The following is an 18,191-nucleotide window of genomic DNA, read 5'->3' as shown; positions in this document are numbered from 1 at the left end:
ATGTTGGAATGGATAAATCAAAATTCTGGATTGTTTTCACTTTTGGCAGTAGTTGCATCTGTCATAGTTCCTATTGTCATTTATAAAAAGCAACGAAAAGATGAAATGCGATCGATGCAAGATGAACTTGATGCTATCAAAGAGATGGACTCTACACCATTTCCAATGAGTGATGGCATGCGTGCAAAACATGCAAAAATCAACTATTTACAAAAACAGTTAGGAAAAGATTAGCTTTGGATTGTGTCTTTCTGGGTAGATCGTAATCGTAGTTTAAGAATCTAAGGAATGTTTTTATGGAAATAATCGCAATAGTTATTAGTTTAGCGTCTCTTATTGTTGCGATAAGGGCTATTAGAGTTTCAAAAGATATTGCTAAGATGCAATTGGAATATGAGGAAAATGCAGAAAAAAGAAGAGAAGAAAAAGAACGGTTAGCAGAAGGAAAGCGCAAAAGCGAAAAACGCCAAGAACAGCTTGATTGGCAGGAAGCGGAAAGAAGAGCTCGTAATTCTCGGTTTCCCATAATTGAAGGAACTATGAAAGATCGTATAGAAGAAGAGTTCAGAAAGATACGCTCGGAAAGAATTCTTCGCGGGAGAAATTAGTATTCGAGAGAAAGTCGTTGCGAGGAGCGATAGCAAGCCAGCCCTGAGCGTAGCGAATGGGAAGCAATCTAAATGAGAGTTTGAGAAAAACGAATATGGAAATGACGAAATACAAATTGGGTGATGTTTTAAACTTTTATAATGGTAGATTAAGACCGAATTCTAAAGGTCCCTTTCCTGTTTTTGGTGGAAATGGGATTATAGATTATGTTGCTGAATATAATTATGAAAACAACATCATCGTTGGTCGTGTTGGTGCTAATTGTGGAAGTGTTCAAAAATATGATGGTAAGTGTTGGGTCTCTGATAATGCGATATCTGTTACTGTTAAAGATGGATTCAGTAAGGATTGCGTTTATTATTTATTAAAACTTCTTGATTTGAATAAAAAGCATGTAGGGGCTGCTCAGCCTCTACTAACTCAAGAAATAATCTCAAATTTAGTCGTTTATTTGCCTAAATATGATGACCAAAAGAAAATTGCTTCCGTCCTTTCCGCATTAGATGATAAAATCGCCCTGAACAAAAAGATGAACCAGAAACTCGAAGCAATGGCAAAACGCCTATACGACTACTGGTTCGTTCAATACGACTTCCCCGACAAAAACGGCCACCCCTACAAAACCACCGGCGGCCCCATGACCTACAACTCAACCCTCAAACGCGAAATACCAGTGGGGTGGGATGTTGCTCCTATATCTGAATTTATTGAGAAAAATTTTAATGGAGAATGGGGAAAAGAAGAGGCTTCCGAAGATGACATTCGTGTACACTGTGTTCGTGGAGCTGATATCGTTGATATGGTAGATATGCCCGTCCGTTATATTTCAACAAAAAAGAAAGATCGTATTCTGAATCCGAATGACATCATTGTTGAAATATCTGGAGGTAGCCCAACGCAATCTACGGGAAGAGCCACTTTTGTAACGCGGAATACATTAAATCGTTTTGATTCTCCCATGACGTGCTCAAATTTCTGTCAAATTATTCGATTGAAAGATGCCAAATGCGCTTCTTATTTCTTTGAAATGTGGCAGAAATTCTATGCAAGTGATATTTTCTTCAACTTTGAAGGAAAGACAAGTGGTATAAAGAATTTTCAGACAGACTCTTTTATAGCAACCCCTTGGGCTCATCCACCAAAAGAGTTGATGTATAAATTTGATGAAATGTATCAATCATTCATGAAAAAGAAAGAAAGGTTGATTGCTGAAAATCAAAAACTCACCACCCTCCGCGACAAACTCCTCCCACTCCTCATGAACGGCCAAGTAGTGGTACATTGAAAAAGGTACAATATATGTCTATTTTAACTATACTGAATTCAATACCAAAAATTATACCTATAATATTGGATTTTCGGAAAATTTTTTCATTAGATGTTTTAAAAAGAAAACTTGATGATAGTATTTTCAAGTTAGGCCCTCGTTATACGCCTGAATTGCATGTGAATTTGCCAATTGAAGAAAATTTTAAAATGTTAGCTAAAGATGAAGATAGCCTTAGCTGTATGTTTCCCTATTTTAAGGGATTTAGTGAAAAAAGCAATGGTGTAGGATTGGTTGGAAATTCTCAATACGATAACTTAGTTGATAATTTTAAACAAAGTGTAGATTTTATAGCGAATTTTTATTTTTCTTTTGAAAAAAATAGAAGAAAGCCTGTTGATCTTGATTCTTTAAAAAACGAAATCGAAAAAGCCAACAAAATGTTGGTGAATATTTATATGTGTGGATTGAACCTAAAAAAACAAACGGTACCAAAAGAAATCAAAAATCAGATACAATATAATGAAGTAAAAATAAATGATGCTGGAAACGAATTAAGGAAACTGCAGAAATTTTTTAATGAATCAGGGCGTTTCATACAAAATCAAATAATGTTAATTGTAGGTAAAGCTGGTTCTGGCAAATCGCATTTGCTTGCTGATATAGCTACGAAAAGACTTCAGTGTAAAAAATGGACTTGTCTTTTTTTGGGGAATACCTTTGAAAGGGGAAGTCTTTGGAAACAATTTTTAGAAAAGATGTCGGTAAAATGGGATGAGATAATCTTTTTGCGTTGCCTTAATCTATATGGTTGGTTAAAGCGTTGTCGATGTTTGATTTTTATAGACGCGTTAAATGAATGTGATGTTCCGAATTTCTGGGCGCAAAATTTGGAAATGTTTCTGAACGATATTCGCAAATATCCCAATGTTGGGGTTGTTTTAAGTGTTCGTTCAGAATATAAAGATTATGTTATATCTGAGCGGGTACAATCTTTACTTTGCCTTGTTACGCATAAAGGATTTAACATGGCTTCTTTTGAGGCTGTTAAACACTTTTTTGAATATTATGAAATAAATCTTCCAAATACGCCCATGCTGAATCCTGAATTTTCTAACCCTTTATTTTTAAAACTTTTTTGTGAATTGTTAAAAAAAAGAGGATTGCACGAAATTCCTAGTGGGTTCAATAGTCTTCTTGATATTTTCAAAAACTATATTGAAGATGTTAATGAAAGAATTTCAAGAAAATATAATATAGATCCTTCACTGTATTTAATAAGAACATCTATAGAAAATATTGCTTTAGAAATGTTGAAACAAAAAAAAGAACTGATATCTAGCGAATGCGCTCTCAAATCACTAGATGAATCATTCTGTAGTTCAGGAATTAGAGCTGTAGATATTTTTAGTGAATTAGTGTCTGAGGGAATTCTAATAAAATCTTATGATAAAGAAAAAAAAGTAAGTATATTGTTTGCTTATGAAAGATATTATGATTTATTGGTCGCGAAAGCTTTGCTCGGAACAGAACATAATCCTGAAAATATTAAATTAATGTTTAAAGATGGTGGTTCATTGCATGAGTATGTTACATCTGAATTTGGTTTTTTCAATTATGTTGGGCTTTTGAATGCGTGGGCAATTCTTTTACCAGATAATTATGATTTGGAACTTTTCGAAATAATTGCGGATGAAGATATCATAGCAACGCAAGAGCCTTTTATTGAAGGGCTGTTGTGGCGTAAGAAAATAGATATAAGAAAAATTCATAATTACATAATTACATATATTTTGCCAGAAAAATATTATAAAAATAAATGGCTAGACACGCTTCTACTTTTGTGCTCAAAGCCTGAATGTGCATTAAATAGCGATTATCTTCATGAATATTTATTCCCATTAAGTATGGGAAACCGGGATGCTGAATGGTCTATTTTTATAAGTACACAAGATGACTCTGATATAAATAATGTTAAACGAATAATTGATTGGACTTGGCATAACGATGATTTAGAATTATTATCTGATGAATCAACTCGGTTATTAGGCCAAATGTTGATTTGGTTTTTGACATCAATGAATAGAGAAGTACGAGATGAATCATCAGCAGCTCTTGTAAATTTGCTGAAAAATAAAATAGATGTTTTGATTTTCTTGTTAGATAAGTTTAAGAATGTGAATGATCCATATGTTTTGCAGAGAATGTACGCAGTTGCTTTTGGATGTGTGACAAACAATTTTGATAGAGATTGTATAAAAAGATTGTGCGAATGCGTGTATAAAAATATTTTTGAGCCTGTAAATGTTATTCCTGATATTTTATTACGTGATTATGCAATGAATACAATTGAATATGGGAAATATTTAGGTATAAAATTTGATTTTGACATAAGGAAAATTTATCCACCATATAGAAGTGTAATGCCGACGCATTTCCCCACAAATAGTGATGTTGATGCAAACTTGATTCCTTATGGAAAAAAGGTTGTTAGTTCTCCAGAATATGCAATAAATATAATTCTACATTCCATGACAACAGAATATGGTCGAGGAACATCGCATTATGGAGATTTTGGAAGATATGTTTGGGATAGTGCTTTTGATGATTGGAATATTGATACCAATTTATTGAGTAATTACGCCATAATGTGGATTCTAAAAGATAGTGGGTATGACTATAATATTCACGGTGAATTTGATATGAGTGTGTCTCATGGCGAACGTTTTGGAAATATATGTGAACGGATAGGAAAAAAATATCAGTGGATTGCTTTCTATGATTTGCTTGCAAGAGTGTCTGATAATTGCCAAATGAAAAAAGGTTCGTATAAGGGGAGCTTTGAACCCTTTGTAAGAGATTTTGATCCGACAACTATAACAAAATCTATTTATAATGCAGATGACGTATTTTATTCTCGGTTCAAGAAAGAATGGCGTTGGAACCAAAAAAATAAAAAATGGATTTCAAAGAAAAATAACTATCCTTCTATAGAAAACTTTCTTTTAGAGAAAGATGCTAACAATAATGATTGGATTATTTTAGAGCAATCAATAATTTTGATTCAGCCTAATCAATTGCGTAAAACATTTAATATCGGAAAACAGTTTGAGTGTGAGATAAAAAGTTACATTATGACTGATCGCGATTTCAATTCTTTTTTGCACTGGTCAAAAGGAAGTAATTTTTATGGAATGCAATTGCCTGAAAAACAGCAATGTTATAGGACTTATTCTAGAGAGTATTGTTGGTCTAGAGCTTATGAAGCTGAATATGGTAATGATTATGATTGGGATACGATTGGTGACTTGAATGAGAAAAACGTAGCATCAGTTGCGTTGACAACCTACTGTTATTATTGGGAAAATGAGTATGATCATTCTAAAAAAGATCTTTTTTCATTTATGAAACCCTCAAAAGAATTATGCGAATTAATGGGTTTACATCAGGGAATCAAAGATGGTGAGTTTGCTGATGAAACAGGTCATGTTGTTTGTAAAGATCCTTCTGTTAATGAAAACCATCCCTCATGTTTGATGGTTAGAAAAAATGAATTTTTAATTGCGTTAAAAAAACGTGGACTTAAAATTGCATGGACGATTCTTGGAGAAAAAAGGATTGCTGTTTCTTCTTTAAAAGAAGAAGAAAGTGATGACTGGATGACATTGTCTGGAGTTGGATATATGAGGTCAGGGAAACCTTATGTTAAAATGAACCATTTTATGAATCAATAAGAGAAAGAGCGGTAATTATGAAAAAATATATTGCATTTTGGATTGATAAATATATTCCATTAGACGAGTTTGATTCTAGTGGCTCCTGTTTATTTGAAAATTTTTTTGTTAATCTCTCATCTGAATATTGTGTTCAAAAAGATGAACAACAACTTGTATTTACAATAAATAAAAGTATTTGCAAAAAGGGAGGATATAATCCTTCATCATTCTTTTCGGAAAATATTTCTGATTTGAAAGTATTTATCGGTGATAATGGTGCTGGTAAAACGCAACTTTTAAAAAAAATAGCAAAGATTACTGCTGGATATAATAAATGTGAAGAGAAGTATGTGTTGTTATGTGTTGATGATGAGAAAAAAGAGTATGGTTATATTACAAATGTTGAATCTGAAATAAAATGTTCCATAGCCGAAAATACATTTGTTGAATATAACGAAAAACGTTATGATCTAGCGGATGTTTCTGAAGAATCATTACTTGAAGGATTATATCTGTATTATTCGCCTATTTTCAATGATGTGGATTATAGATGGGAAACGAAGTCTTATGCACCTATGACATTGAATTTGAAAAACATTTCAACAGATGCTTTATTGGCTTATGATTTGAGTGCTTTAACAATGCTCCGTGAAGAGATGGATAAAAAGTACAAAGACTTTGATCGACTTAGTGCATATCTTCAAATGGAACATCAAAGATTGAATGATTTTTTAATTGAAAATGGTGAATATATTTCAAAATTTTTTAATATTCCAAATAGGTTGTTCTTTAAACCAATGTTGGAAAATGTTTTGGCATGTATAAATATTCTTGTGTCGCGCAATGAAAAAGCTTTTATAAATCAGCATTTTATTTTTGAATTACAAAATAAGGGTGAAACAAAAGGATATCAGTCCTTAGACCATATTTCAAAACAAAAAATATTAGAACAATCAAGAACAGATTTTGCAAGCAAATTTGAAACTTTAAGTTTAGATGATAAATTTCGTTACTCATTGTTGCTGAATTACTGCTGTCATGAAAAATTTGAATCGGACGAGGATTTAAATGAATTGATTTATTTTGACGATGTATCCAATCTAAAATTATGGAATCGGGATTCATTTTTTGAAGTACGTGATAAAATGAAAAAAATCCTTAATGAATGTAAAAAAGTTGGGAAGGCGCAAAAAGATGGCTATGAATTTAATGTTGCTCGAAGCAAGGATTCGTTGAAAATTATTAATAGGCTTTACAACAGCCTATTGCTGGATACACCATTTTTTGAGTTTTCTTTATCTAGACCGTTTAGTTCTGGAGAAAGATATTTGGTGAAGTTTTATTACCGTTTGTATTCTGCGCTGAAAAAAGATTGTTGTGGAAATGTATACCTGTTTATTGATGAAGCAGACACTTGTTTACATCCAGACTGGCAATATCATTGGGTTGAAAGATTTGTTTCGGGACTAAAAATGATAAGCGACTCTCTTAGAGAGAATGGATATATTTCGAATGGTCTGCATTGTCAAATATTCCTGACAACACATTCTCCATTTGTTCTTACGGAGTTACTGCGTGATAACGTTGTCTTTTTGAAAAGGGTGTATAACGAAGAGAATGGTTTTTGGCAAAATGTGGAAGTTAGGGATTATTTGGTAGAAGATAAACCATCAACATTCTTTGCTGGCAATATGTTTGATATATTAAATTCTGGTTTTTTTGTAGAAAATACAATAGGAAATTTTGCTGAAAATAAAATAAAGGAATGTATTGATTTGATAAAAGAGAACAAAAATAGCGAATATGCAGAAATGTTGATATCACAAATTGGCGATCCTATTTTGAAAGAATTGGTTTCCAATCTTAGAGATTAATGATATGATGTACATAGACATTCCTCAAAAAACTAAAGTTGATATTAAAGCTCTCCATTGGAATTATATTCAAAATAGATGTTCATCTATTGAACGAGGACGAAAACAAAATAGAAAACAATGTTTAATTAATCATTTGGATGCTTTTGAAAAACAATATAGCTCTCAATATCGGATTCCTAAAAATTTGGGAAAATCATTCTTTGATGATTTGGAAATTATTACATGTGGGGAATTTACAGATCTTTTAAAAATGAAAAGAAAATACTCTTGTTTGCATATTAAATATCAAATCATTCACAAAGATGAAAAAGTACGTAATCTTAATAAATATGAAAAAGATTTGTATGACCTTGGTGTTAGAATTAGAAAATTCTTAGACTACGATACCTTTAATAAATCGGAAGAAACTAATTGGGGGGCAAGACGATTTTTATTAAAGCTTCACGAATCTGTTTGCCCATATTGTAATGCTCAATATATATATGTCTCCTCAGGAGATGATGGAATTAAACCGCAAATAGATCATTTTTTCCCTAAAGCCGAGTACCCTATTTTTTCATGCTCAATCTATAATATGGTTCCTTCTTGTTATAATTGTAATCATACAAAAAGCGATAAAGAAAAAAGTATTTTAAGTCCTTATGTTCGTGGTTTTTATGATGATGCTACTTTTGGTATTAAGATGGGAAGTCGTACATTATCTAACGTTGAAAAAGTTGATTTAAATAAAGATATTGAAATTTGTTTAAAAGCAAAAGAAAGCTCATCTATAAAAAATCAAGTGAAAAATTCAAAAATGATTTTTAAATTGGAAGATTCTTACAACTGCTATCAAATTGAGTTGATTGATTTGATAAAAAGAATTCAAAAGAATAACAAAATCAAAGTGCAAAATAATCGCAAAATATTAGGAACAGAAAAGGAATTTAAAAGTCTGATTTTAGGTATTCCATTAGGTGCAGAAATGAAAAACTATCTTTTTAAAAAGTTAAAAGAGGATTTTTGGAAGAAATTTCATAAATAGATTTATATGCCCGAATTCTTTGACAAATTTAACGATTCTACCAAGGCTAAACTTGGCATCTATAAGGCCTATATAACAAAATACCTTAAGGTATTAAGTAAGGCGTATAAGCAATCGTGGAATACAAAGAATTCCGTCTATATAGCAGATTTATTCGCTGGTCCTGGACAAGATGAATTGGGCAATCCCGGAAGTCCCTTGATATTATTGGACTATCTTTCCCAAACATATTTGGATGACTTGCAGGTAAAGATATGCTTCAATGAAATGAATCCTGAAAATTTTCAAAAACTCAAACAGCTTGTGTCTGAACATAAGGCTCCCAGACAATCCTGGGTAGAAGTGAATGTCCAAAATCAGGATTATTCGGAGATACTTCCTAAAATAATAGCAAAACACAAAAATCATAATTATTTCAAGAGATTTTTCTTTATAGATCCCTTCGGTTATAAAGGTATTCATTTGGATGACATAAAGGCCATTTTGAATGATGGAAATACAGAACTCTTGCTCTTTTTGCCAGTATCCTTTATTTATCGTTTTAAGAGTAAGGACGAAGATTATAAAGCTATAAGAATGTTTTTAGATGATTTTATATCTGTACCAGATCCATCTACGATAGGAAGTGATGTTGCGTTTGTTCGCAGTATTCTTGATACGCTTCGAGAAAAGTTGGGCTTGTTTGTTGATAGTTTTATCATTCAAGACAATTCTGGTAAAGGACATAATTGTTTGATTTATTTTTCCAGCAATCGTAAAGGATTGGAAAAATTCGTTGAAACGAAATGGAACATAGATAAGGAAGAAGGTTCAGGATATAACAAGAACCAAGGCGACCAGGTTTCATTCCTTGAATCTTTTTTTTATGAGTCTCTAGAAGAAAAGTTAATGACTTTTTTGGAAACAGGGCATAAGACGAATATAGAAGTTCGCAATTTTTGTTATGAACATGGTTCCTTGCCTAAGCATGGTAATGCTGCATTGAAAAAATTTAGTGAGCAGGGAAAAATTCAGGTTCGTTTATGCGATGAAACGAAACAACCTAGAAAGAACGCGTTCTATCTTGATGATGATAAAACCGAAAGAATTTATATTAAGGCTGTTTAAATGAAAACTACAAAGATTGAATGGACCGATCAGACTTGGAATCCGGTTACTGGATGTGACCGCTTATCTGAAGGTTGTGCAAATTGTTATGCGGCAACCATGTCTTTGCGTTTGCAGAATATGGGGCTGGTGAAATATAAAAACGGCTTTGATGTTACAATACATGAAGAATCTTTAGATGAACCTCTTCATTGGCGATCTCCCAGCAACATCTTTGTATGTTCCATGAGTGACCTGTTCAATGAAAAAGTTCCTTTTACTTTTATTGATAAGGTTTTCAAAACAATCAAAAAGGCCACGAATCATCGCTTTCAAATTCTCACGAAAAGAGCGGAACGAATGGAGGAATATTTCAGAACGCGAAGCGTGCCGGATAATGCTTGGATTGGAGTAACCGTTGAGAACTCTGCTCGTAAAAACCGTATAGCAGTATTGCGTAAAATCGATGCTAAAGTTCGCTTTCTCTCATGTGAACCTTTGCTAAGTGATCTTGGTAAGACTAATCTTGACGGAATACATTGGGTCATTGTTGGTGGTGAAAGCGGCCCTAAGGCAAGGCCAATGCAAAAAGCATGGGTGGAAAAAATCCAGAAGCAAGCTTCGGAACAGAAAGTCGCTTTCTTTTTTAAACAGTGGGGAACATGGGGTGCTGACGGAGTCCGCCGTTCTAAAAAGGCAAACGGAAAGTTGTTAAATGGGAAAATTTACCAAGCGATGCCGAAGGGGTAGATGTTTTCTTTCTATTGTCCGAAAACTGTTTTTATAGACGATACAATTGACAGAATTTCTTTTAGTGTTGATGAAAGACTGGAATTATTGGTATTAATTTCGATTTTGTCCAATTTCTTTATGAGTAAGTCTATTTTTTTGTTTATTTTCTCTAGATTAATCTCAACAGAGTCTTTTGTCTTTTCATCTTCAGCCCTAACGAAAATGATGTCCTTGTTTTTCTTGAAGGAGTCCTTTGCTTGTTGGACATATTCTTTATTGACATTCTTTAGGCAAAGACGGTCGTAATCAAGACTTTCCTTGCTGTTCTTTTTTATGAATTCTACATCTTTTACTGTAGCGAGAGAAGAATTGATTCTCTTGAATAGCGAAGGTGCTGCGTTCAGTTCTTTAATAGTAATTCCTGCTTCTTCGGCAAGGCGGATAATAAGAGATGTTCCATTGGGGCCTGTGCCTAGATAACCTGAAGTCAATCCGCTTTTGATAAAGACAATGTAATCCTGATTTTCAAAGCATAACATGAGCGCGTGGTAATTTTCGCAGGTCAGGATTGTCATGTCCACAATTTTGCGACTTCCATAGAGATGCTTCATAAAGTCATCAATACAGTATTGGGTCGCACTTGTTGAACCTTCATATTTGATGTCGATGCTGTATAAACCGAGTGGATCGTTATCGAGAATCATTTGGAATAACCTTTAGTAGCTTGAGTTTTCGTTCTTTTCTTCTTCCCTAACTTTCTCAGCCGTCAGTTCTGGATTTCTCAGTTCAAATACAAGTTCATCTACATGTGTGCAAGGATTTTGCATGCTTGGAGCATTTGCTGAACCCTTAAAATTATTCCTAAGGGCTTCAGCTCTTGCGAAAGCTTTTGCTTCGTTGCCGAGAGTTGTTGCATGCTCGTAGATTTTGATGTTGCCTTTGGTGTAGTCGTAGAGGGCGTTCGGGTCGGTTTTATGCAATTCGTTACGGATGGCTTCTTCTAGCAAATCACAAAGGTCTTTGCGACTTGTGCGTTCAGAAACATCTTTGAAATGCAGTAGTAGCCAAAGTTCAAAACTTTCGTTTGACCAAGCGCAATTGATTTTGTGTTCTGCGGCTTGTTGGATGGCTTCGTCAAAATCGGGAAATTCATCCCGGTCAAATACGACCCAGACGCGGTCGTATTCTTGGTGGTTGTATTTTATCTGGCGATGAACTTTGCTGACAAGTGCTGTTGTCGATTTCCCTTTGCCTTGCACGGAAATGTCGATGTTGAATCTGTTCGATTTTTCGAGCTCCGCTTTGAGTGCATTGAAATAATTCGGCTCAGTCTGTGTGCCTTCGGTTGCAATCAAAAATGTGAGCTTTACAAATCGCTCTTTGGCTTGCGATTCCTGCTCAATTCGTTGTGCGTGTATTTTTTCTTCTTGTGCAATTTCTTCTAACGAGAGTTTTTTCATATTAACCTCTCAAGTAAGGAATTGCGCCATATCTGCCATTGATGTAGTCTTTCTCGTAAACTCGATCGTATCTTATCTTTTCCCCGTTTTGTTCTTTGATTTCGCTAAGCGGATAGATGTCGGTCGATTCGTCTTCGCGGTTCTTTTCTGCAAACCAGATTTGATCCCTGCGGAAAATCTTGTTGCTGAGCAAGTTTGTGTCATGTGTCGCGAATATCAGTTGAGCCTTGTTTGCATTTGTCTCGGGAGAATTAAATAATTCAATGATTTTCTTGGTGAGTAGGGGGTGGAGCTTGGCGTCAAATTCATCAATAACGATTATTCCGCCCTTTTCAAGTGTGTCTATAATCGGCCCTGACATATTGATGATTTTTTTCGTTCCTTCAGATTCCATTTCATCATTGGAAAAGAAGGCTTCGCTTGATGAGCCATCTTTTTTTCGAACAATGTGCCCTGTTTCGAGTGTTGGAAATTTTAGAGCATTGTTTAGTTCATCGGGAATGAAGTTTAATAATGCTTCTAACCCTGTAATATTGTCGCGGGCATACTTTTTTAATCCTGTTTCGGATTCTCTGATATTAGAAAATCCTAAATCCATTCCATTAAGAAAACTTTTTGCTTTTTCCGATTTTTCATTGGCTGCAAACAAATATTTGATTGAGAAGGTCTTAAAATCGTCGTCCTTTACGCCGGAAGTGACTCTCAAATCTTCAAACCATCCCATTATAGATTTTGATGTTTTCCCGTTCAACTGTGCTACAAGAGACAAAAATAAGCGGTTGTCTGCTGTAGATTCTTCTTTGTCTTTTCCTTCAGGAAAATCTTTGCTAACGCCTATACCATCGTTGTTTCGAATAAAAAGACGCTTTTCCTTATCGTTTTTGATTGTATACAGCCATTCTCTATTAATTTTTCTTGGACTATATTCAAAGCCATACTTATAGGTGTCATCGCTCGATGTGAATACGACTTCGAAAAAAGTCGGTTTTTGCGGATAAAGTTCGTCTAATTTAAAAGGGTCTGTTTTCAGTTCTTCTGTTGGATTTGTCTTAACGGAAGAAAGCAGAATCTTTTTCATCATTCCTATAGCCGAAAGCAAATTGCTTTTGCCGCTGGAATTCGCTCCGTAAATGGCTATAGATGGTAGCAGTTTGAAGTTGTTATCTTCGCGTATGAATTCCTTGAGTTCCTGAATGGAGGTGGCCTTCATGGAAAAGGTCTTGTTCTCTTTGAACGAACGGAAATTTCCTACAGTAAACGATACAAGCATATTTGCTGCCTTTGAATGTTTTTTTTGAGAGATTTTCTCAAAATTTACATTGTTTTTGCGTGAAGAGCAAGTTTTATTACTTAAAAATGAGAAAAAGTATCAAAATTTAATAATTTGGGGGCGCAAACGCAAAAAATTGCACTGAATTATATTATGTTTCTGTAGAGAGGTGAATAATGGAACAGAAAGAAAAGACTGGCTTTATTTATGTCCTTACCAATGAAAGTTTCCATAAGGCAAACTGGATAAAGATAGGGTATGCCGAAGATGTCGAAAGGCGTGTTAGGGATTTATCCGGAACATCTGTTCCTCTTCCGTACAAGGTTTATTGTACCTATGAAATCCCCAGAATAAATGGAACAAAAGATCCTGATAAGTTGGTTCATAATCTCATTCAGTTGCTTAACCCTGGTTTAAGGATTTCTCCAAATAGGGAGTTTTTTGAGATTGATCCTTGGGATGCCTATGACATGCTTTCTGCAATAGCGCAAATGCATGGTCGGAGTGACAAACTAAAACTCTATGAGGTAAACGAATCCGATAAACCAGAGCCTGCTGATGAAGAATATTCTGTTGAATCTTTATTCCCGCCTAAAACAGAGATTGCTTTGTTATTCAATAAAATAAGCAATGTAATTCTTTCTATTGATAATGCCATTAAACCGAAACCCTTGCAAAGGTATGTTGCATTTAAAAAGGGTGAAGGAAAACATTGCAATATTGTTTGCCTTTGGCCTAAAAGCGGGTGGATTGAAATGGTTTTGAATGTTAAATTGGGTTCTATCAAAGACGAATCGGGCTTGGTGTATGACATATCCAATAGACAATGGCCGTCTGCTCAATACGCGCTTCGTTTCAATGAAGATACAGATATGGAAGTTGTAAAAAATATTGTCAAACAAATTTGTGCGTTGAAGAAGAAATAGCTTATTGATGTAATCTATGTTCTCTTTTATCCATATCCCAATGGTGGTGGATTCTACTTTACAAGTAATCAAAAATATATGGTGATAGAAAAATAGTGAATTAAAATATTTTAAATTCTCCCTATGCGCATCCCATTCCACACCTCTTTCACTATCGCCGCTCTTTCTTTCTTCCTCTCGGCTTGTTCCGAGTCTTTCACGGATCCGCGTGACGGGCAGAGCTATGATGTTGTGAAGATTGGCGATCTCACATGGATGGCGGAGAATCTGAATTACAAAACGGAGGCGAGTGTTTGTCCGGATGGGGACTCGCGAAATTGCAAGCGCCTGGGGAGGCTCTATACATGGGCGGAGGCGAAAACGGTTTGCCCTGAGGGTTGGCGCCTCCCGACGAAAGTGGATTTCGAAAAACTTATTGCGGAGATGTTCAAGGATGGCGTGGCGTCGTCCAAAGGCGATGCGGGCGCGGCTTTGAAGGCTAAAGATGGTTGGTTCAAGAAAGGAAACGGCACGGATGAATTCGGATTCAACGCGCTTCCGGCGGGTTATCGCGGCGCAGTTTTGAAAACGGATGATGGTACAGTTACTGGAGGCAAGTTCGATGGTATTGGTGGGTATGCGTACTTTTGGAGTGCGACGGAAGATGCTGAAAATCCTGAATCGAATGCATATTACTTGTTCTTGTCGTTCAGCAGTGATGCGGCGAGCTTGAACGCGTTCGCGAAGGCGGACTATCGATCCGTAAGATGTGTAACGCCATAAAGGAGGTGCCCGCTCGGAGGCGGGCATGACAATGTCGGGCGCGCGCATTTCTCGCGCAGTTCTCAAAGCATTCACATTCCCGGCGCGGTTCCTTTTGCGTTTCCTGCAGTCTTACAGCAAATAATCCATTCTGATATTTCTCATGCTTTCGAACAAGTTTGCTTTGAGCGTGGAACTTCCTTTCGTTAGGCTTTTGATTTCTTCGCGGATGGTTTTGCGGTGGCTTGCTTTCGAGAATTCGCAGTTGCAGGTAAACTTGCGAATGTCCGCGTCTTCGGCGTAGGCGATGATTTCGCTTTCTTCGCAGTAGCAGAGCGGGCGGATAATGCTGCACGGATACTTCTCGTACGGCACCATTGGCGGCATGCCGCTGAATTCGCCTTTGTACAGCATGTTCATCAAAAGCGTCTCGACGATGTCATCCATGTGGTGGCCGAGCGCAATCTTGTTGAAGTTGTTTTCGCTTGCGAATTTGATGAGTTCCGTGCGGCGCTGCGTGCTGCACCAATAACAGTTGAGCTTGCGGCCTTCTTTGAGGCGTGCTTCTACGGCGACATCCTTAAAGTAGAACGGCACTTGCGGATATTCTTCTGCCATGCGCTGCAAAAATTCGCGGGGCGCCTTGTCTGCAAAATCGCTTTGGATGTGGATGGCGGCAAGTTCGCACTTGGGCCCGAATTTGCCGAGTCTTGCGGCGAGTTCCATCAAGAGAACGCTAGAATCCTTGCCGCCGCTTGTGGCGATGAGCACGCGGTCTCCGTCTTCAATCAAGTTGAAGTCGTGAATAGCTTTCGTGATTTTTTTATTGACTCTCTTGCGTATTTGACTTGACATAATTACTTTGTTCAAAACGTGCGCGTTTTTCTCACGCGTTCCCAATTAACTTTTCGCGGCGATTCCCGATTGAATCTCGCGGCATTTCCTCTTGCAATCGCAGTTCCGTTTGAACTTGCCGCATTCCCATCTACAGATACATTTCAACAAAAAAGGCTCTCTCTCGAGAGCCCTTAAATTTGTCCGAACTGCGGTTAGTTGTCCGTCAGGTGCGTCGGCATCAACAAGAACGAGAAGTTCATGTTTTCGCCAACCGGTTCGATGATGCAAGCGCCGAGCGGGTTGTTCATCTTCATGATGACTTCTTCGCTCTTGCACATGCCGAGGATTTCTGCGAGGAACTGGCCGTTAAAGCCAATGCAGAAGCTGCCTTCGCCGTTGTGCGTAATGGCGAGTGCTTCGCGAGAATCGCCGCCGACATCCGGGTCCGTGGCGCTGAGTTCGAGGATGTTGCCGTCGAACTGCAAACGGATCTTGCGTGTGCGTGCGTTAGCCATAGAAATCACGCTGCGGATCTTGTTCTGGAATTCCGTAGTGTTGGCCTGTGCGGTGCGTTCAAACTGCGTCGGGATCACGGAGCGGTAGCTCGGATACGGTCCTTCGTACAGCTTAGAAATCACCTGGATAGAACCGGTGTTAAAGAGGATGTGTGTTGAAGAGGTGCGGACTTCGACTGTGGAATCGCCCTTGGCCATGTGCAAAATGTGCTGCAAAGCCTTGTGCGGGATAATGACGCCGTTCGAAAGTTCTGCGCCTTCTTGGTCGATTGCTGCGCGGCCCAAACGGTGACCGTCGGTAGCGACCATGGAAATCTTGCCGTCCTTTGCTTCGAGGAACACGCCGTTCAAGCTCAAGCGGGTAGAATCGGTAGAGGTAGCAAACAAGGTCTTTTCGGCGAGGAATGCAAGTTCGCTTGCGGCGATGTTGAGCGTTTCGCCATTTTCGATTTCCGGGAACGGCGGGAAGTCGTTTGCATCAAAACCGATAATGCTTGCTTTACCGCGTTCGCTCCACTGGATCTTGACCAAGTAATCCTGTGCATCAAAAGTAATGTTCGTGATGCTCGGGTCCACAAGGCTCTTCACCTGGTCGAACAACTTGCGTGCGTTGATGACGACTGCGCCATCACGTTCGCCCTGCACTTCCACCTTGACCCTGATACCGAGGTCCAAGTCGGTGGCGCTCACTTCGAGGAAGTTGCCTTCGAGACGGAGTGAAAAGTTGTTGAGGATCTGAATGGTGGACTTGTTCGGGACGGCGCTAATCGCTGCCTGCAAGGCATCCTGCAATACATTCTTTTGGATGGTAAACTTCATGAATTAGCCCCTCTGGATGATCATGGTTCCTACGAAAAATACAACGACGATGATTGCGAGGGCCACGATAACTCGTTTATCCAGCGCATTAGACTTCTTTGGTACGAATTTTTTGACGTTTTGCTTTGCTCTTCTGCGATCGCTACGACTCATAGGAAATTCTCCGTTGTTTTATATCGAGAAATCTACTATTTTAGAGGCAGGTCGAATGATATGATAAATGAAAATACTCTAAATAAGCTGAAAAATACGGCTAAGGACTGTGCGTCTAACGTACTTTCGCGTGTTGAATTGTCGATGGTGGAGTCTAAGCTCAAGGCCAAGTTCCAGTTGCTCGGACAACATGTTTACGAGGCCATTCAGGAAGGCCGTCTCGATTCCATCAAGGATGACCCGTCTACGGTCGAGGCCGTGGGGGCTATTTTCGAAATCAAAAAGCAGATCGCCGAACTTGAACAGAAACTGAACAAAGCCGAAGGTCCTAGTGAAAAAACTTGAGGTGCACATTTATCCGAACCAGGATACCAAAGGGCGCGATATAACGTTCTCTGTCCGTAAAGTTGTAATTTATGTTGTTCTAACTATTTGTGCGATTTTGGGTTTTATTATGTTCTCGCCGTTTCAGATTGTGGAGAACTTGTCGAACGGCAACTTGATGGACGTCTATCACCAAAATTCGGTTATCAAGGATGAAATCAAGAAAATCCGAACGGTGGTCGATACGACAATTTTGAAGATTGAAGAAACGCGCATGGTCCGCGATAGTTCCATGAAACTTGGCGGGTTGGGGTTCACTCTTGAAGGTGGCTCAGAAGACGATGGTTCTCCGAAAAAGAATTTGCCTGAAATGAGAGCGACGCTTCGCAAAACGTTGAATATTTTGGAAAGAGATTCTGCGCTTGCGGCGCGCGTTCCGGTGCTTCATCCGCTCAAGAATCATCATGATATCAAGAGCCGTTTCGAGATGGTGTTCGATGCGTTTACCGACCAGGAACTTCCGCATAGAGGTGTGGATTTTCTAGCTGCAGAAGGCGATACGGTTTACGCAACTGGCGGCGGGACGGTCGTTGAAGTTCGCAAACATCGCGGTTTCGGATTGACCATGAAGATTGAGCACATGGAACATGTGAAGACGTTTTATGCGCATCTTGGCGAAACGCTTTTGAAACAAGGCGCTAAAGTTCGTCGTGGTGACCCGATTGCAATTATTGGAAAAAGTGGTCTCCAGTCGAGTCTTGGCTTGCATTACGAAATTCGCGTAAATGGTGTCCCCGTCAACCCCGAAGATTATTTTATAACGAAATAAATTTTT

The 18,191-nt window shown here is 37.7% G+C and carries 17 protein-coding genes; 12 read left to right on the top strand and 5 right to left on the bottom strand.

The features are described from left to right. The 8 genes from BUQ91_RS11630 to BUQ91_RS11595 all read left to right on the top strand — a co-directional run bounded on the left by BUQ91_RS11630 (position 1) and on the right by BUQ91_RS11595 (position 10,329). Complete coding sequence (locus BUQ91_RS11630) at positions 1-234, top strand: hypothetical protein (RefSeq protein WP_074209403.1); 234 nt, start codon at positions 1-3, stop codon at positions 232-234. A gap of 62 nt (positions 235-296) precedes the next feature. Continuing rightward, the gene (locus BUQ91_RS11625) at positions 297-608 is read left to right on the top strand and encodes a hypothetical protein (RefSeq protein ID WP_074209402.1); all 312 of its coding nucleotides are present in this window, start codon (positions 297-299) and stop codon (positions 606-608) included. A 95-nt stretch (positions 609-703) separates the two neighbouring features. Continuing rightward, the gene (locus tag BUQ91_RS15740) at positions 704-1,894 is read left to right on the top strand and encodes a restriction endonuclease subunit S (RefSeq protein WP_175566634.1); all 1,191 of its coding nucleotides are present in this window, start codon (positions 704-706) and stop codon (positions 1,892-1,894) included. A 14-nt stretch (positions 1,895-1,908) separates the two neighbouring features. Further along, complete coding sequence (locus BUQ91_RS11615) at positions 1,909-5,610, top strand: NACHT domain-containing protein (protein ID WP_074209401.1); 3,702 nt, start codon at positions 1,909-1,911, stop codon at positions 5,608-5,610. A gap of 17 nt (positions 5,611-5,627) precedes the next feature. Beyond that, a complete protein-coding gene (locus BUQ91_RS11610; RefSeq protein ID WP_074209400.1) occupies positions 5,628-7,466 on the top strand; it encodes an AAA family ATPase in 1,839 nt (612 codons plus the stop codon). A gap of 4 nt (positions 7,467-7,470) precedes the next feature. Further along, positions 7,471-8,493, top strand: coding sequence for an HNH endonuclease family protein (locus tag BUQ91_RS11605; protein WP_074209399.1), 1,023 nt, complete (start codon positions 7,471-7,473; stop codon positions 8,491-8,493). Positions 8,494-8,499: 6 nt separating this feature from the next. Next, entirely contained in the window at positions 8,500-9,600 is a 1,101-nt protein-coding gene (gene tcmP / locus BUQ91_RS11600; protein ID WP_074209398.1) for a three-Cys-motif partner protein TcmP, read from the top strand. Beyond that, complete coding sequence (locus BUQ91_RS11595) at positions 9,601-10,329, top strand: DUF5131 family protein (RefSeq protein WP_074209397.1); 729 nt, start codon at positions 9,601-9,603, stop codon at positions 10,327-10,329. It begins immediately after the preceding gene. Between the two features lie 11 nt (positions 10,330-10,340). Here the strand turns inward: BUQ91_RS11595 and BUQ91_RS11590 are convergent, their stop codons facing one another. From BUQ91_RS11590 to BUQ91_RS11580, 3 genes are read right to left on the bottom strand one after another with little or no spacing between them, the layout of a single operon-like run. Then, a complete protein-coding gene (locus tag BUQ91_RS11590) occupies positions 10,341-11,015 on the bottom strand; it encodes a hypothetical protein (protein WP_074209396.1) in 675 nt (224 codons plus the stop codon). A 12-nt stretch (positions 11,016-11,027) separates the two neighbouring features. Next, positions 11,028-11,771, bottom strand: coding sequence for an RloB family protein (locus BUQ91_RS11585; RefSeq protein ID WP_074209395.1), 744 nt, complete (start codon positions 11,769-11,771; stop codon positions 11,028-11,030). Between the two features lies 1 nt (position 11,772). Further along, the gene (locus BUQ91_RS11580) at positions 11,773-13,041 is read right to left on the bottom strand and encodes an AAA family ATPase (RefSeq protein WP_074209394.1); all 1,269 of its coding nucleotides are present in this window, start codon (positions 13,039-13,041) and stop codon (positions 11,773-11,775) included. Positions 13,042-13,217: 176 nt separating this feature from the next. On the opposite strand from BUQ91_RS11580, the gene BUQ91_RS11575 reads away from it, so the two are divergent. Both BUQ91_RS11575 and BUQ91_RS11570 read left to right on the top strand, forming a co-directional pair. Beyond that, complete coding sequence (locus BUQ91_RS11575) at positions 13,218-13,967, top strand: GIY-YIG nuclease family protein (protein ID WP_074209393.1); 750 nt, start codon at positions 13,218-13,220, stop codon at positions 13,965-13,967. Positions 13,968-14,090: 123 nt separating this feature from the next. Continuing rightward, entirely contained in the window at positions 14,091-14,729 is a 639-nt protein-coding gene (locus tag BUQ91_RS11570) for a fibrobacter succinogenes major paralogous domain-containing protein (protein ID WP_074209392.1), read from the top strand. A 111-nt stretch (positions 14,730-14,840) separates the two neighbouring features. On the opposite strand, the gene BUQ91_RS11565 is transcribed toward BUQ91_RS11570, so the two are convergent. Continuing rightward, entirely contained in the window at positions 14,841-15,563 is a 723-nt protein-coding gene (locus BUQ91_RS11565; protein ID WP_074209391.1) for a tRNA 2-thiocytidine biosynthesis TtcA family protein, read from the bottom strand. A gap of 194 nt (positions 15,564-15,757) precedes the next feature. Further along, positions 15,758-16,879 carry a DNA polymerase III subunit beta gene (gene dnaN, locus BUQ91_RS11560; RefSeq protein WP_074209390.1) on the bottom strand — a complete coding sequence of 374 codons (1,122 nt, stop codon included), beginning with the start codon at positions 16,877-16,879 and terminating at the stop codon, positions 15,758-15,760. A 213-nt stretch (positions 16,880-17,092) separates the two neighbouring features. Between dnaN and BUQ91_RS11555 the strand changes: the two genes are divergently transcribed. Then, on the top strand, positions 17,093-17,377 hold the full coding sequence (locus BUQ91_RS11555; RefSeq protein ID WP_074209389.1) for a hypothetical protein: 285 nt from the start codon (positions 17,093-17,095) through the stop codon (positions 17,375-17,377). Next, positions 17,364-18,185, top strand: a complete 822-nt coding sequence (locus BUQ91_RS11550; protein WP_074209388.1) for a M23 family metallopeptidase — start codon at positions 17,364-17,366, stop codon at positions 18,183-18,185. Before BUQ91_RS11555 ends, BUQ91_RS11550 begins: the two co-directional genes overlap by 14 nt. The last annotated feature ends 6 nt before the right edge of the window (positions 18,186-18,191 follow it).

The sequence above is a fragment of the Fibrobacter sp. UWB11 genome, from assembly GCF_900143015.1.
GTDB lineage: Bacteria > Fibrobacterota > Fibrobacteria > Fibrobacterales > Fibrobacteraceae > Fibrobacter.
The sequence above is the reverse complement of the archived record's forward strand: the minus strand, read 5'-3'. Positions and strand labels throughout refer to the sequence as shown.